Source organism: Ensifer sp. Root954, assembly GCF_001429005.1.
Lineage (GTDB): Bacteria > Pseudomonadota > Alphaproteobacteria > Rhizobiales > Rhizobiaceae > Ensifer > Ensifer adhaerens.
Genome location: NZ_LMJM01000009.1, coordinates 12,695 through 26,061 on the forward strand (window position 1 = coordinate 12,695; position 13,367 = coordinate 26,061).

Annotated in this window: 16 protein-coding genes and 1 pseudogene; 7 read left to right on the forward strand and 10 right to left on the reverse strand. The window is 62.0% G+C overall.

The genetic code is table 11. The annotated features are described in order from the left end of the window. The first annotated feature begins 139 nt into the window (after positions 1-139). The 4 genes from rpsM (at position 140) to rplQ (ending at position 2,708) form a co-directional block, all read left to right on the forward strand. Complete coding sequence (gene rpsM / locus ASE71_RS05775; protein WP_034795586.1) at positions 140-508, forward strand: 30S ribosomal protein S13; 369 nt, start codon at positions 140-142, stop codon at positions 506-508. A gap of 226 nt (positions 509-734) precedes the next feature. Further along, positions 735-1,124: a 30S ribosomal protein S11 gene (gene rpsK, locus ASE71_RS05780; RefSeq protein WP_003536496.1), complete on the forward strand. Its 390-nt coding sequence runs from the start codon at positions 735-737 to the stop codon at positions 1,122-1,124. Between the two features lie 103 nt (positions 1,125-1,227). Next, the gene (locus tag ASE71_RS05785) at positions 1,228-2,238 is read left to right on the forward strand and encodes a DNA-directed RNA polymerase subunit alpha (RefSeq protein ID WP_034795592.1); all 1,011 of its coding nucleotides are present in this window, start codon (positions 1,228-1,230) and stop codon (positions 2,236-2,238) included. A gap of 44 nt (positions 2,239-2,282) precedes the next feature. Then, positions 2,283-2,708, forward strand: a complete 426-nt coding sequence (gene rplQ / locus ASE71_RS05790) for a 50S ribosomal protein L17 (RefSeq protein WP_034795595.1) — start codon at positions 2,283-2,285, stop codon at positions 2,706-2,708. A gap of 160 nt (positions 2,709-2,868) precedes the next feature. Here the strand turns inward: rplQ and msrQ are convergent, their stop codons facing one another. Then, positions 2,869-3,522, reverse strand: a complete 654-nt coding sequence (gene msrQ, locus ASE71_RS05795) for a protein-methionine-sulfoxide reductase heme-binding subunit MsrQ (RefSeq protein WP_060520934.1) — start codon at positions 3,520-3,522, stop codon at positions 2,869-2,871. A gap of 2 nt (positions 3,523-3,524) precedes the next feature. Further along, positions 3,525-4,469: a protein-methionine-sulfoxide reductase catalytic subunit MsrP gene (gene msrP, locus ASE71_RS05800; protein WP_060520935.1), complete on the reverse strand. Its 945-nt coding sequence runs from the start codon at positions 4,467-4,469 to the stop codon at positions 3,525-3,527. Positions 4,470-4,667: 198 nt separating this feature from the next. Between msrP and ASE71_RS05805 the strand changes: the two genes are divergently transcribed. From ASE71_RS05805 to sugE, 3 genes are all read left to right on the forward strand, one after another. After that, positions 4,668-6,065, forward strand: coding sequence for a DegQ family serine endoprotease (locus ASE71_RS05805; RefSeq protein WP_034795616.1), 1,398 nt, complete (start codon positions 4,668-4,670; stop codon positions 6,063-6,065). Further along, positions 6,062-7,375 carry a replication-associated recombination protein A gene (locus tag ASE71_RS05810; protein WP_060520936.1) on the forward strand — a complete coding sequence of 438 codons (1,314 nt, stop codon included), beginning with the start codon at positions 6,062-6,064 and terminating at the stop codon, positions 7,373-7,375. Before ASE71_RS05805 ends, ASE71_RS05810 begins: the two co-directional genes overlap by 4 nt. 225 nt (positions 7,376-7,600) lie before the next feature. After that, a complete protein-coding gene (gene sugE / locus ASE71_RS05815) occupies positions 7,601-7,915 on the forward strand; it encodes a quaternary ammonium compound efflux SMR transporter SugE (protein ID WP_034795623.1) in 315 nt (104 codons plus the stop codon). A gap of 134 nt (positions 7,916-8,049) precedes the next feature. Here sugE and ASE71_RS05820 read toward each other — a convergent pair whose 3' ends face one another. The 8 genes and pseudogenes from ASE71_RS05820 to ASE71_RS35600 form a co-directional block, all read right to left on the reverse strand. Beyond that, entirely contained in the window at positions 8,050-8,835 is a 786-nt protein-coding gene (locus ASE71_RS05820; protein WP_060520937.1) for an ATP12 family chaperone protein, read from the reverse strand. Further along, entirely contained in the window at positions 8,828-9,493 is a 666-nt protein-coding gene (locus ASE71_RS05825) for an HAD-IA family hydrolase (RefSeq protein WP_060520938.1), read from the reverse strand. The genes ASE71_RS05820 and ASE71_RS05825 overlap by 8 nt, the downstream gene beginning before the upstream one ends. After that, positions 9,493-10,485, reverse strand: a complete 993-nt coding sequence (locus tag ASE71_RS05830; RefSeq protein WP_034795631.1) for an RluA family pseudouridine synthase — start codon at positions 10,483-10,485, stop codon at positions 9,493-9,495. The genes ASE71_RS05825 and ASE71_RS05830 overlap by 1 nt, the downstream gene beginning before the upstream one ends. A 213-nt stretch (positions 10,486-10,698) precedes the next feature. Then, a complete protein-coding gene (gene crcB, locus ASE71_RS05835) occupies positions 10,699-11,076 on the reverse strand; it encodes a fluoride efflux transporter CrcB (RefSeq protein WP_060520939.1) in 378 nt (125 codons plus the stop codon). 70 nt (positions 11,077-11,146) lie between these two features. Further along, positions 11,147-11,980 (reverse strand): S-formylglutathione hydrolase, encoded by an 834-nt coding sequence (fghA, locus tag ASE71_RS05840; protein WP_060520940.1) that lies wholly within the window; start codon positions 11,978-11,980, stop codon positions 11,147-11,149. Positions 11,981-12,004: 24 nt separating this feature from the next. Continuing rightward, positions 12,005-12,652, reverse strand: a complete 648-nt coding sequence (locus ASE71_RS05845) for a DUF1345 domain-containing protein (protein WP_060520941.1) — start codon at positions 12,650-12,652, stop codon at positions 12,005-12,007. 48 nt (positions 12,653-12,700) lie between these two features. Further along, positions 12,701-13,141: a YaiI/YqxD family protein gene (locus ASE71_RS05850; RefSeq protein ID WP_060520942.1), complete on the reverse strand. Its 441-nt coding sequence runs from the start codon at positions 13,139-13,141 to the stop codon at positions 12,701-12,703. A gap of 81 nt (positions 13,142-13,222) precedes the next feature. Further along, a pseudogene (locus tag ASE71_RS35600) lies at positions 13,223-13,367 on the reverse strand (S-(hydroxymethyl)glutathione dehydrogenase); the annotation flags it as partial.

The following is a 13,367-nucleotide window of genomic DNA, read 5'->3' on the forward strand; positions in this document are numbered from 1 at the left end:
GGCGCGGTCTTCAAAGAAAATGAAGTCCGGGTACGGTCGTTTTTGACGTGTCTCGAACCTCAATCAACGTGCGGCTCTTCGAGGTCGCGTAACGAAGCACCTATTGCCGGATGGCAACTGGAACGCAAGGAGAATAGACGTGGCACGTATCGCTGGCGTCAACATCCCGACGGCAAAGCGCGTAGTTATTGCGCTGACCTACATTCACGGGATCGGCCCGAAATTCGCACAGGAAATCATCGAGAAGGTCGGTATTCCGGCTGATCGTCGCGTGCATCAGCTGACGGACGCTGAAGTCCTGCAGATCCGCGAAACGATTGACCGCGACTACCAGGTCGAAGGTGACCTGCGTCGCGAGACCTCGATGAACATCAAGCGCCTGATGGACCTCGGCTGCTACCGCGGCCTGCGTCACCGTCGTGGCCTGCCGGTTCGCGGTCAGCGCACCCACACCAACGCTCGCACCCGCAAGGGTCCGGCGAAGGCGATTGCCGGTAAGAAGAAGTAATTTCCCGAAAAGGGAGATTGGGAGGCTGGTGTCAAACGCCGGCCTCCTTTTGCAGTTTGGAAGGGCGTTTGCCTGACCTTTGTTCGGCCGATCCGGCCGGACGATATGTTCGCAGGACGATATCTCGTCCTGCGGGAAATGAAGATGCAGGGCAGGGGACGTCAAATCCTTTTCCCGGTGGAGCCGCTGGAATTACGGCGGTGCAGAGATCTAAGAAAGGGATCCTATGGCCAAGGAAGCCACCCGCGTTCGCCGTCGCGAACGCAAGAACATCACGTCTGGCGTCGCGCACGTCAATTCGTCGTTCAACAACACCATGATCACCATCACCGACGCACAGGGCAACGCGATTGCCTGGTCGTCTGCCGGTGCCAAGGGTTTCAAGGGTTCGCGTAAGTCGACCCCGTTTGCCGCACAGATCGCCGCTGAAGACTGCGCCAAGAAGGCTCAGGAACACGGCATGAAGTCGCTGGAAGTCGAAGTTTGCGGTCCGGGTTCCGGCCGTGAATCCGCTCTTCGCGCGCTGCAGGCTGCGGGCTTCATGATCACCTCGATCCGCGATGTGACCCCGATCCCGCACAACGGCTGCCGCCCGCGCAAGAAGCGCCGCGTCTGATCATATGCATTCAACATGCCGGTGAGGGCGCAGACGCGCGCTCCCGGTCTTCGGGGCTCGGTTGTCACGATTGGATGGTGGCAACGAACGGAAGGCAGAAAACATGATCCAGAAGAATTGGCAGGAACTGATCAAGCCGAACAAGGTGGAGTTCGTCTCCTCCGGCCGCACCAAGGCAACGTTGGTTGCGGAACCGCTTGAACGCGGCTTCGGTCTGACGCTCGGCAACGCGCTTCGCCGCGTGCTGCTGTCGTCGCTGCGCGGTGCTGCTGTCACCGCAGTGCAGATCGACGGCGTCCTGCACGAGTTCTCCTCTATCCCGGGCGTCCGGGAAGATGTGACGGACATCGTGCTCAACATCAAGGAAATCGCCATCAAGATGGATGGCGACGACGCAAAGCGCATGGTCGTGCGCAAGCAGGGTCCGGGCGTTGTAACCGCCGGTGACATCCAGACGGTTGGCGATATCGAAATCCTCAACCCGAACCATGTGATCTGCACCCTCGACGAGGGCGCTGAGATCCGCATGGAGTTCACCGTCAACAACGGCAAGGGTTACGTGCCGGCTGATCGCAACCGTTCGGAAGATGCTCCGATCGGCCTGATCCCGGTCGACAGCCTGTACTCGCCGGTCAAGAAGGTGTCCTACAAGGTGGAAAACACCCGCGAAGGCCAGGTTCTTGACTATGACAAGCTGACGATGTCCATCGAGACGGACGGTTCCGTCACCGGTGAAGATGCGATCGCATTTGCGGCCCGCATCCTTCAGGACCAGCTGTCGGTCTTCGTCAACTTCGACGAGCCGCAGAAGGAAGCAGAGGAAGAGGCAGTTACCGAACTCGCCTTCAACCCGGCGCTTCTCAAGAAGGTCGACGAACTGGAACTTTCGGTCCGTTCGGCCAACTGCCTGAAGAACGACAACATCGTCTACATCGGCGACCTCATTCAGAAGACCGAAGCAGAAATGCTCCGCACGCCGAATTTTGGTCGCAAGTCGCTGAACGAAATCAAGGAAGTTCTCGCTTCCATGGGCCTGCACCTCGGCATGGAAGTGCCGTCCTGGCCGCCCGAGAACATCGAAGATCTCGCCAAGCGTTACGAAGACCAATACTAACCATTAGACTGCGGGCGAATGCCTGCAAGTGAAGGAGAATAGCCATGCGCCACGGTAAAGCCGGCCGCAAGCTGAATAGAACCGCCAGCCACCGCAAGGCGATGTTTGCCAACATGGCAGCTTCGCTGATCGAACACGAGCAGATCGTTACGACCCTGCCGAAGGCCAAGGAAATCCGCCCGATCGTCGAGAAGCTCGTCACGCTCGGCAAGCGCGGTGACCTGCACGCTCGCCGCCAGGCGATCTCGCAGATCCGCGACGCCGCTGTCGTTGCCAAGCTGTTCGACACGATCGCATCGCGCTACGCCACCCGCAACGGCGGCTACCTGCGAATCATGAAGGCTGGCTTCCGTCACGGCGACAACGCCGCGCTCGCCGTCATCGAATTCGTTGACCGCGACGTCTCGGCAAAGGGCGCGAAGGATCTCGCCCGCGTTGCTGCAGAAGCCGAAGCTGCTGAAGCAGCCTAAGCCGATCGAAGGCAGAAAATTGAAGCGGCCGGGTGTTCGTCACCCGGCCGCTTTTTCTTTTGGGGCTGTTGCTTAGCGTGCGTTTGACGGTGTGCTCGTTCTGTCACCGTTTCGTCGAAATGCGATCGAGGGTCGATGTCCTGGCGAGGCGAAGATGGCCTCAGGCGCTTCCGGCGGCGGTTCTGACCGGCACATTGGCCGCCTGTCGCTTGCGCCGCAGATACGGCTTGCGCACCAGCCGCCAGACAAGCAGTACGGCGACGAGCCCGAGATAAAGCAGCTGTTCGGCGCCGATGACCTTCACCGACATCGAAAAATGCACGGCGCCGGCGGCGGCGATCACATAGGCCAGGCGGTGAAGCGTGTTCCACCGCGTACCGAGCCTGCGGATCGACCAGTTGTTGGAGGTGAGCGCCAGCGGGATCAGCATGACGAGTGCGGCCATGCCGATGGTGATGAAGGGGCGGCGGGCGATGTCGGCCAGTATGCTCGGAAAGTTTAGCCGCTGATCGAGCAGCATGTAGGCGAGGAAATGCATCAGCACATAGTAGAACGCCAGCAAACCCAAGGCCCGCCGATAGCGCAGCCAGTTGATGCCGAATAGGTCGCGGATCGGCGAGATCGCCAATGTCGCGACGAGGAAACGCAGCGCCCAGAGGCCGAGCAGGTGTTCGAATTCCTTGACCGGGTTTCCGGGCAGTTGGCCCGTAGCGCCGAGATAGAATGCATAGGCGGCGGGCAGCAGACCAAAGCCGTAGAGCCCCCAGACCGAGGCCGAATGGTAGCGTTTTGGGAGCGAGGGCAGGCGGGCCATGATCAATAGTTCGCTCTGAGATCCATGTCGGCATAAAGTCCGGCCACCTCGTCGGCATAGCCATTGAAGGGCAGGGTATCGCGCCGGTTGGAGCCGAAGAAGCCGCCACCGCCGATGCGGTTTTCCGTTGCCTGGCTCCAGCGTGGATGATCGACCGCCGGATTGACGTTGGCAAAGAAGCCGTACTCGTTCGGCGCCGAGAGGTTCCAGGTGGACGGCGGCTGGGTTTCCGTGAGCGAAATGCGCACAATCGACTTGATCCCCTTGAAACCGTATTTCCAGGGGGTGACCAGCCGGATCGGCGCGCCGTTCTGGTTGGGAAGCGTCTTGCCGTAGACGCCGACGGACAGCAGCGTCAGCGGGTGACGGGCCTCGTCGAGCCGCAGCCCTTCGCGATAGGGCCAGGCAAGCGGCTGGAAGAACCCGGATTGTCCCGGCATTTCGGACGGGCGCACCACGGTTTCGAACGAGACATATTTCGCGCTGCCAAGCGGCTCTACCTTGTCGAGCAGGGCCGAGAGCTGAAACCCGGTCCAGGGGATCACCATCGACCAGGCCTCGACACAGCGCATGCGGTAGACGCGTTCCTCGATCGGGAGCGCTAGCAGTTCCTCGAGCCCGAATTCCTTCGGCTTGCCGACGAGGCCATCGACTTTCACCGTCCAGGGCGTTGCCTTGAAGCTGTTCGAATTGGCAGCCGGGTCGCCCTTGCCGGTCCCGAACTCATAGAAATTGTTGTAGCTGGTGACGTCGGCCTCCGGCGTCAGGTCTTCGTCGACAGTGTATTTGCTCTTGGGCGCGCCGAGTGCGGCCGCCAGCCCCGTGCCGCTGCCCGCAAGCAGCATGCTGCCGCCGGCAGCAGTCCCCAGGAAGGTGCGGCGATTGAAAAAGAGGGCCTCCGGGGTGATCTCGGAGGAAACGATTCGCGGCGGGCGGTAAGATGGCATGGTCTTTTCCGAAGTGATTTATGAGCCTTGTCTTCTATGAACTCACCAGACTTTCGATCACCGTGAAAGGGGTTGCGAACCACGTTTTCGTGCGTAGCGCGTGAAGCTGGCAACTTTGCATATCCTGCGCCAACATTTGCCTTTTTTCCCGCGAAATCCTATCTGAACGTAGCCGCGACGAATAGGAGAATGCTTTACATGATCGTAGGTCGAAGAGCGCTTGTTTCGCTCGTCATCGCTGTTTCTCTCGCCTGTCCGGCATTGGCCCAGGAGGCCAAGAGCGTTCCGCAATCGCGGACCGAAATGCAGCTTTCCTTTGCGCCTCTCGTCAAGCAGACGGCAAATGCCGTCGTCAACGTCTATGCCGAGCGGGTGGTCGAGCGCCGTTCGATTTTCTCCGGTGACCCCTTCTTCGAGGAGTTCTTCGGCCAACGCATGCCGAACCGCTCGGAGAAGCAGTCTTCGCTCGGTTCCGGGGTGATCGTCGGCAAGAACGGCATCGTCGTGACCAATAACCACGTCATCGAGGGCGCCGACGATATCAAGGTGGCGCTGGCCGATGGCCGCGAGTTTCCCTGCAAGATCGTGCTCAAGGACGACCGGCTCGACCTCGCTGTTTTGAAGATCCAGTCGGACGGTCCCTTCGACATCGTGCCGCTTGGTGATTCCGATGCAGTCGAGGTCGGCGACCTCGTGCTTGCGATCGGCAACCCCTTCGGCGTCGGCCAGACGGTGACGAGCGGCATCGTTTCGGCGCTCGCGCGCAATCAGGTCTCCTCGGGTGATTTCGGCTTCTTCATCCAGACGGATGCGGCGATCAACCCGGGCAATTCCGGCGGTGGCCTTATCGACATGAACGGCCAGCTCATCGGCATCAACACTGCGATCTTCTCCAAGGGCGGCGGTTCGAACGGCGTCGGCTTTGCCATCCCCGCCAATCTGGTGAAGGTTTTCGTTGCGTCGGCCGAAGGCGGCAACGGCGCTTTCGTGCGTCCCTTCATCGGCGCCAGCTTCGAGCCGGTCACTTCGGAAGTGGCGGAAGCCCTGGGCCTTAGCCGCGCCCGCGGCGCGTTGGTGACCGCCGTCGTGGCCGGTGGCCCGGCCGAACAGGCGGGTATCAAGCCCGGCCAGGTGATCACCGCCGTCAACGGCATCGAGGTCGAACATCCCGACGCACTCGGTTATCGCCTGACGACGGTCGGCATCGGTCATGAGGCGCGCGTCACCGTATCGGAAAACGGCAAGCCGCGGGAAGTGACGATCAAGCTCGACCGGGCTCCAGAAACGTCGCCACGGGATGAACGGCTGATCGAAGGTCGTAACCCCTTCGCCGGTGCAGTCGTCGCCAACCTGTCGCCGCGCCTTGCCGACGAGCTGCGCATGTCGACCTCGCTGCAGGGCGTCGTCGTCATGCAGGTCAACCGGGGTTCGCCCGCCGCCCGCATCGGCCTCGAGCCGAAGGACATCGTGCGGTCGGTCAACGGCACGGCGATCGACACGTCGAAGACGCTGGAACAGGTAATGGCCGACGATGCCTCCTTCTGGCGTGTCGAGATCGAGCGCGACGGCCAGCTCATCCGTCAGTTCTTCCGATGAGCGACCTGTTCACCGCCCACGAGCCACCGGGAATGGCGTCGGCAAGACCGCTTGCCGACCGGCTTCGCCCGCGAACGCTTGCCGAAGTCACCGGTCAGGATCACCTGACCGGTGAGGACGGCGTGCTGTCGCGCATGATTGCTTCGGGTTCGCTCGGGTCGATGATCTTCTGGGGGCCGCCCGGAACAGGCAAGACGACCGTGGCGCGGCTGCTTTCGGGGGAGGCGGGTCTCGCCTTCGAGCAGATCTCCGCGATCTTCTCCGGTGTCGCCGATCTCAAGAAGGTGTTCGAGGCGGCGCGGGCAAGGCGCATGTCCGGCCGTCAGACGCTGCTCTTCGTCGACGAGATTCATCGCTTCAACCGGGCACAGCAGGACAGCTTCCTGCCGGTGATGGAAGACGGCACGGTGATCCTTGTCGGCGCGACGACGGAAAACCCATCCTTCGAACTCAATGCCGCTCTCCTGTCCCGAGCCCGGGTGCTGACCTTCAAGCCGCATGGCGAAGACAGTATCGAGGAACTGCTCTCGCGCGCCGAAGAGTCCGAGGCCAAGAAACTGCCGCTCGATGCGGATGCGCGCGCCAGCCTCATCCGCATGGCCGACGGCGACGGTCGCGCTGCGCTGACACTGGCGGAAGAAGTCTGGCGCGCCGCGCGCCGCGACGAGATCTTCGATGCGGCAGCACTCCAGAACATCGTACAGCGCCGGGCGCCCGTCTATGACAAGGGCCAGGACGGCCACTACAATCTGATCTCGGCCTTGCACAAGGCGGTGCGTGGCTCTGATCCGGATGCCGCACTCTACTATCTCTGCCGCATGTTCGATGCCGGCGAGGATCCGCTTTATCTCGGGCGGCGCCTGGTGCGCATGGCGGTCGAGGACATCGGCCTTGCCGACCCGCAGGCCCTGGTGATCTGCAACGCCGCCAAGGACGCCTATGACTATCTCGGCTCGCCTGAGGGCGAACTGGCGCTTGCCGAAGCCTGCGTCTATCTCGCGACCGCGCCGAAATCGAACGGCGTCTATACCGCCTACAAGGCAGCGATGCGGGCGGCGAAGGAAAACGGCTCGCTGCTGCCGCCGAAACATATCCTCAACGCCCCGACGAAACTGATGAAGGGTGAGGGCTACGGCGACGGCTACCGCTACGACCATGACGAGCCGGATGCTTTTTCCGGCCAGGACTATTTCCCCGAGAAGATGGGGCGCAGAACCTTCTATGATCCGCCGGAGCGCGGTTTCGAGCGCGAGATCCGCAAGCGGCTGGAATGGTGGGCGAAACTCCGTCGGGAGCGCAACGCACCGTAGGGGGCAGACTTGCAGACCCTCAGCGCCTCGCACGTTTCCATGGTTTCAACGACCGCGTGAAATGGTTTAGCTTTGCCGCGGACGCAGGGCTGATTTGCCCTTGACCGCCTTGCCGGCGAAACTGGAGTGTGAGATAGAACCCGCGTTGCAGACGGCTGCACGGTTCGCAAAGGCGATACCGAACATCCGCGGGGACGGCCTCGCTCCAAACTTTGGGAGTTTGACATGGCCTGGTTCCTTCTTCTGCTTGCCGGTATTCTTGAAATCGGCTGGGCAATTGGTCTCAAATACACGGATGGTTTTACGCGGGTGACACCGACGATCCTGACCGTCGGTTCGATGATCCTCAGCATCGCGTTGCTCGGTCTCGCAGTGCGGACCCTGCCGCTCGGTACGGCTTACGCTGTCTGGACCGGCATCGGCACCGTCGGCACCGTGATCCTCGGCATTTTCCTGTTCGCAGAGCCGGCAACCTTCGTTCGCCTTGGCTGCATCGCTCTCATCGTCAGCGGTATCGCCGGCCTGAAGCTGGCCGCTTAACGCTACGGCTATTGGCTTCCGTTACATTAGCGCGAACAGAGCCGCTCTGACGCCGACATATTGAACCAAAAAGAAAGCGGGCTGCGCGTCGGAAGACACGCAGCCCGCTTCGCATTCCGTGGTATCCGGTGTCGTCAGCGCAGGGCGTCAAGAACTGTGGCGACCGCCTGCATTTCCTGCCAGCGGTTCTCGCGGCGGCGGAAGGCCTCCTCGTCGGTTCCCCAATGTTCGATCTGCCAGTCCTCGTCGACATGGGCGGCCGTCCAGGCTTCTTCGGCGGATATCCGGCCGGAAGCGAAGGCGAGCGCCAGCAACGCAGAGCCGGTCAGGCTCGTCACCGTGTGGACGCAGGTGAGGCCGAGCGGGGTTGCGAAGGCGCGCAGGCCTTCGGCATAGGCGGAAAGCGCTTCCTCCGGCTGCTCCTGGTGGATCACGCCTTCGGCGAGGATGAAACGGGCGCCGAGTGCCTGCTGGGCCCACCCGATCACCGGGTTCCAGATTTCGTTCTGGCGGGCGACGAGGCCTTCCGGGCTATCGGCGCGATAGCAGAGCATGTCCGTTCCGGCGAAACGCAGGATATCGTCGAAGACCGAGCGCTGGTCCTTGGCGACGCCGTCAAGTGCGGTGTTGACGATTCGCGTGATCGGCATCTTGCCGGGATCGATGACCTCTGCCTGCGCATCCCATTCGGCGGCGAGCATGTCGGCGAGCTTGCGCGTCGGCACGGCAAGCGGCTGCTTGGCCGGCGTGCGCACGGTGCGGCCGTCGAGCAGCACCGCGTGCGTATCGCCATCGGCCGCGGCCACGCTGACTTCCTTGTAGAAGCGCTTCGGCAGTGGCTTCAGCATCTGGATTTGCGCGCGGCGGACCGGATCCTCGTGGCTCATCGCACCGCTGAGTTCGTCGCGAATATCAGACATGATTGTGTTCCATCCATTCAATGATGTCGGCCGGCGTCCGGGCAACGAAATCCGCGCCCGCCTCGATGAGGTCGGGAACGGAAGCATAGCCCCAGGCGACGCCGATGGCGGATGCTCCAGCGGCCTTGGCCATCTGCATGTCATAGATCGCGTCGCCGATGACGACCGTATCCTTCGCATCGATGCCGGCTTCAAAGCAGCATTCCGTCACCATGGCCGGATGCGGCTTGGAGGGGCAGTCGTCGGCGGTGCGGGACACGAAGAAGACCCGGTCGAAGCCGTGAGTCTCGGAAATATGCGTCAGGCCGCGACGCGACTTGCCGGTTACGGCGCCGATCAACAGTGCGTCGCGTGACGACAGCGTCTGCATCATGTCGGCGATACCCGGAAACAGAAGCTCCTGGAAGCCTGCCTCTGCGCGAACGCCGGCGAAGATCGACTTGTAGTGCGCCGTCATCGCCAGCGCCTGATCGTCGACATGTTCGCGGCCGAGCAGGCGCGCGATGGCAATGTCGAGGGTCAAACCGATAATGCTCTTGGTTGCCGAGAGGGGCGGGCGCTCGAGATCGAAGGCCTCGAAGGTGCGCGCCATCACTTCATGGATCAGGCCTCCGCTATCGACCAGCGTACCGTCACAATCAAAAAGCGCCAGTTTCATCAGTCGTCCTCGCCAGGCTCGTTCTCTTCGAAACCCAGCAGGTTCCAGCTCTGGACCATGTGCGGTGGCAGCGGCGCGGTCACGCGCAGGCGGCCACCATCCGGGTGAGGAATATCGATATGGCGCGCGTGCAGATGCAGACGGTTCTGCATGCCGCCGGGCAGGCTCCAATTGATGTCGGCGTCGAAATATTTGGGGTCGCCGAGGATCGGGTGTCCAATGTGCAGTGCATGGACGCGAAGCTGATGGGTGCGGCCGGTATAGGGCTCCATCTCCAGCCAGGCGAGGTTCTGTGCGGCCTGTTCGCGAATACGGTAGTAGGAGATGGCGTGGTCGGCACCGTCTTCGCCGTGTTTGGCGATGCGCATACGGTCGCCATCCGGCGTCTGCTCCTTGACGAGCCAGGTGGAGATGCGGTCTTCGCGCTTGCGCGGCACGCCCTTGACCAGCGCCCAGTAGGTCTTTTTGGTGTCGCGCTCGCGGAAGGCGGCGGTCAGCTTCTGCGCTGCACCCCGGGTGCGGGCGATCACCAGGACGCCTGACGTGTCGCGGTCGAGCCGGTGGACGAGACGCGGCTTTTCGCCCTTCTGGTTGGTCCAGGCTTCAAGCATCTTGTCGATATGTCGGTTGACGCCCGAGCCGCCCTGAACGGCAAGGCCGGCAGGCTTGTTGAGCACGATAACCTTGGCGTCCTCGTGCAGCACCATGCGCGACAGCAGTTCGCCGTCGGGTGAGTTCCTGAGGTCGCGTCCGGCGATCGGCCCGGTCTTGGTTTCCTTGGGATCGACTCCGAGCGGCGGAATGCGGATCGTCTGGCCGGGTTGGATCCGCGTGTCGGATTTGGCGCGGGCACCGTCGACGCGGATCTGGCCGGAGCGCAAAAGCTTCTGCAGCGGGCCGAAGCCCAGTCCCGGAAAATGCACCTTGAACCAGCGATCCAGGCGCATGCCCGCCTCGTCACCGTCCACCTGCCTGTGTTCTATGCCTGCCATTTGAGCGAACCTGCCTTCTGTTTGGTCGCAGCGTCGCGCGTCGGTCCGAAGCCCCTGCGTTGGGATGACGCAAAGAGGAAGCTTCAGGCGCGCAAAGGCTGCCGCAATATTTTCGTTGCTGCATGACAATGCCCTCGAAGCGACAACGGTTGAAGGACAATGCAGCAATGCGCCGCGTGTCCCCTGGATACGCAGCGCCTGTAAGACGAGCCTTTAGACTATTGCACGCATCAGAGCCAGCCCGCTGAAGACCGCGAGGATCGAAAGCGCGACACTGGCGATGACATAGACGGCCGATAGCATGACATCGCCGCGCTCGAAGAGCGTGATTGCGTCCAGCGAGAAGGCGGAAAAGGTGGTGTAACCGCCGAGAATGCCGGTGATGAGGAAGACACGCATGTCCGGCGAGGCGCCGAACTTGCGCATGATCACTTCGGCGAGCACGCCGATCAGGAACGACCCCGTTATGTTGACGCCAAACGTGCCCCAGGGAAAGCCGGACCCGAAGCGGTGAACGGCCCAGAGACCGACGAGATAACGCAGCATCGAGCCGATCGCGCCGCCGGCGCCAACAAGGAGAAGGTGGGTCATCAGTCGCTCCGTAGATTGATGGCGCAAATCCGCGAAAGCGGCTTTCATACGAAATTGCGCCATTCGGTGGCTAGATCAGCCGCTCGGCATGCCAGCGCAGATGATCGTCCATGAAAGTCGAGATGAAGTAGTAGGAATGGTCGTAGCGTTCATGCATGCGCAGCGTCAAATCGATGCCGGTGCCCTTGACCGCTTCCTCGAACAGCCAGGGACGCAGGCCGTTTTCAAGGAAGCTGTCGGCCTTGCCTTGATCGATCAGGAACTCGGGGAAGCGCGCACCATCCTTGACGAGCGCGCAGGCATCATATTGGCGCCATGCGGCGCGGTCCGCGCCCAGATATTTCTCGAAGGCGCCGATCGACCAGTCGGCGGTCGAAGGCTCGACGATCGGGGCGAAGGCCGAGCAGCTCTTGAAGCGGCCCGGGTTCTTGAGCGCGATGGTCATGGCGCCGTGACCGCCCATCGAATGGCCGAAGATGCCCTGGCGGCTCATGTCCATGCGGAAGTGCTGGCTGACGAAGGCGGGCAGCTCCTCGGTGATGTAGCTATACATCTGGTAGTGCTCGGCCCAGGGCGTTTCGGTGGCATCGAGATAGAAGCCTGCACCCTTTCCCATCTGCCAGTTCGTCAGTTCGTCGGGAACATCAGTGCCGCGCGGGCTCGTATCCGGGCAGACGACGATCAAGCCAAGCTCGGCGGCCATGCGCCGGTACTCGCCTTTCTCCATGACGTTCGCATGCGTGCAGGTGAGGCCGGAGAGATACCAGAGCACCGGCCGCGGCTCGTTGATTGCCTGCGGCGGTACGAAGACGGCGAAGGTCATCTCGCCCTTGCATGCCTCGGACTCGTGCGAAAAGACGCCCTGCATGCCGCCGAAGGCGGTGTTTTGCGAAAGGACTTTCATGGGATGCTCCTTGGATAAAGATGCTCAACCGGCAAGCTGCACGGCCGCATTGACGGCGGCGGCGACGAGCACGGTGTTGAAGAAAAACGATACGATGGCGTGTATCAGGTTGATGCGCCGCATGGCCGTCTTGGTGATGGCGACATCGGAGGTTTGCGCCGTCATGCCGATGACGAAGGAAAAATAGAGGAAGTCAAAGCCGCCGGGCTCGGGCGTTTCGGGAAAATCGAGTCCGCGTGCCGGTTCGGTGGTCAGACCATCGGGCGCTGGGACCCAATAGACATGGGCGTAGTGCATGGCTGCCATCATGTGGATCGTTGCCCAGCCGAGCACGACGGAGGCAAACGCGAGGCCGAGCGCCAGCGCCGAGCCGGACTTCTCGCCGTTGAGCGCGAAAAACAAGGATACGAGCGAACTCGCGGCTGCCCCGAACGTCACGAGCAGGATCACGACCTCGGGCTCGTCGGTGTTCCTGGCATGGGTCTTCAGATGCCGGCCGGTCATCATCCGCAAGCGCCGCCAGCATAGGACGAGATAGACGCAGAAGAAGGTGATCGCTGCCCCTTCAAGGGCGAAACGCTGCGCCACGAACCAGAGGACAGGCACGCTTGCGAGCGCGCAGAGAATGGCGGTGTAAAACGGCCAGTGCCTGAGCTTAGTCGTCGCTGCCATGCTAGTGCCCCTGCGATTGCGGGCCCCATGGTCCCGCCCGTTGCGCGATCATTTTTTTGACTGACGCGCGAGTCGGTCAAGGGTTTCGAGGAAGGTGGATCGATCGCGCGGTGTGAAGGCGGCGTTGTAGCCCTTGCTCTCGCCGGTCTCGCGCAGGTGCTGTCCGAGATCGCGCATCGCAGACGCCATGCCGATATTGCCCTTGTCGAAGACCCGGCCGGAGGGGCCGGTGACAAGTGCGCCGGCGGCAACGCAGCGAACGGCAAGCGGCACGTCGGCGGTAACGACGATATCGCCCTCGTGCGCCCGTTCGGCGATCCAGTTGTCGGCCGCGTCGAAGCCTGCCGAGACGATGACATTGTGCACCATCGGGTCGCGCGAAGGGCGCAGGCCCGAATTGGCGACCAAGGTCACCTCGATCCCGTGGCGCTCGGCCACTTTCATGATTTCGGCTTTCACCGGGCAGGCGTCTGCGTCGACATAGATCATTTTGAATCAACTTCTCAACGGGACTGAAAAAGGCGCCGGAAATCAATCGTCTCCGGCGGCTCCTTGAATCAAAATAGCAGCTTAGTAGAGAACGACCGAGCGAATGCTCTCGCCCGAATGCATCAGTTCGAAGCCCTTGTTGATGTCTTCGAGCGGCATCGTGTGGGTGATCATCGGGTCGATCTCGATCTTGCCTTCCATGTACCAGTCGACGATCTTCGGCACG

Coding starts and splice junctions, on each gene's coding strand:
- rpsK (WP_003536496.1), top strand. CDS start 735: ATGGCCAAGGAAGCCACCCGCGTTCGCCGTCGCGAACGCAAGAACATC.
- ASE71_RS05785 (WP_034795592.1), top strand. CDS start 1,228: ATGATCCAGAAGAATTGGCAGGAACTGATCAAGCCGAACAAGGTGGAG.
- rplQ (WP_034795595.1), top strand. CDS start 2,283: ATGCGCCACGGTAAAGCCGGCCGCAAGCTGAATAGAACCGCCAGCCAC.
- msrQ (WP_060520934.1), bottom strand. CDS start 3,522: ATGGCCCGCCTGCCCTCGCTCCCAAAACGCTACCATTCGGCCTCGGTC.
- msrP (WP_060520935.1), bottom strand. CDS start 4,469: ATGCCATCTTACCGCCCGCCGCGAATCGTTTCCTCCGAGATCACCCCG.
- ASE71_RS05805 (WP_034795616.1), top strand. CDS start 4,668: ATGATCGTAGGTCGAAGAGCGCTTGTTTCGCTCGTCATCGCTGTTTCT.
- ASE71_RS05810 (WP_060520936.1), top strand. CDS start 6,062: ATGAGCGACCTGTTCACCGCCCACGAGCCACCGGGAATGGCGTCGGCA.
- sugE (WP_034795623.1), top strand. CDS start 7,601: ATGGCCTGGTTCCTTCTTCTGCTTGCCGGTATTCTTGAAATCGGCTGG.
- ASE71_RS05820 (WP_060520937.1), bottom strand. CDS start 8,835: ATGTCTGATATTCGCGACGAACTCAGCGGTGCGATGAGCCACGAGGAT.
- ASE71_RS05825 (WP_060520938.1), bottom strand. CDS start 9,493: ATGAAACTGGCGCTTTTTGATTGTGACGGTACGCTGGTCGATAGCGGA.
- ASE71_RS05830 (WP_034795631.1), bottom strand. CDS start 10,485: ATGGCAGGCATAGAACACAGGCAGGTGGACGGTGACGAGGCGGGCATG.
- crcB (WP_060520939.1), bottom strand. CDS start 11,076: ATGACCCACCTTCTCCTTGTTGGCGCCGGCGGCGCGATCGGCTCGATG.
- fghA (WP_060520940.1), bottom strand. CDS start 11,980: ATGAAAGTCCTTTCGCAAAACACCGCCTTCGGCGGCATGCAGGGCGTC.
- ASE71_RS05845 (WP_060520941.1), bottom strand. CDS start 12,652: ATGGCAGCGACGACTAAGCTCAGGCACTGGCCGTTTTACACCGCCATT.
- ASE71_RS05850 (WP_060520942.1), bottom strand. CDS start 13,141: ATGATCTATGTCGACGCAGACGCCTGCCCGGTGAAAGCCGAAATCATG.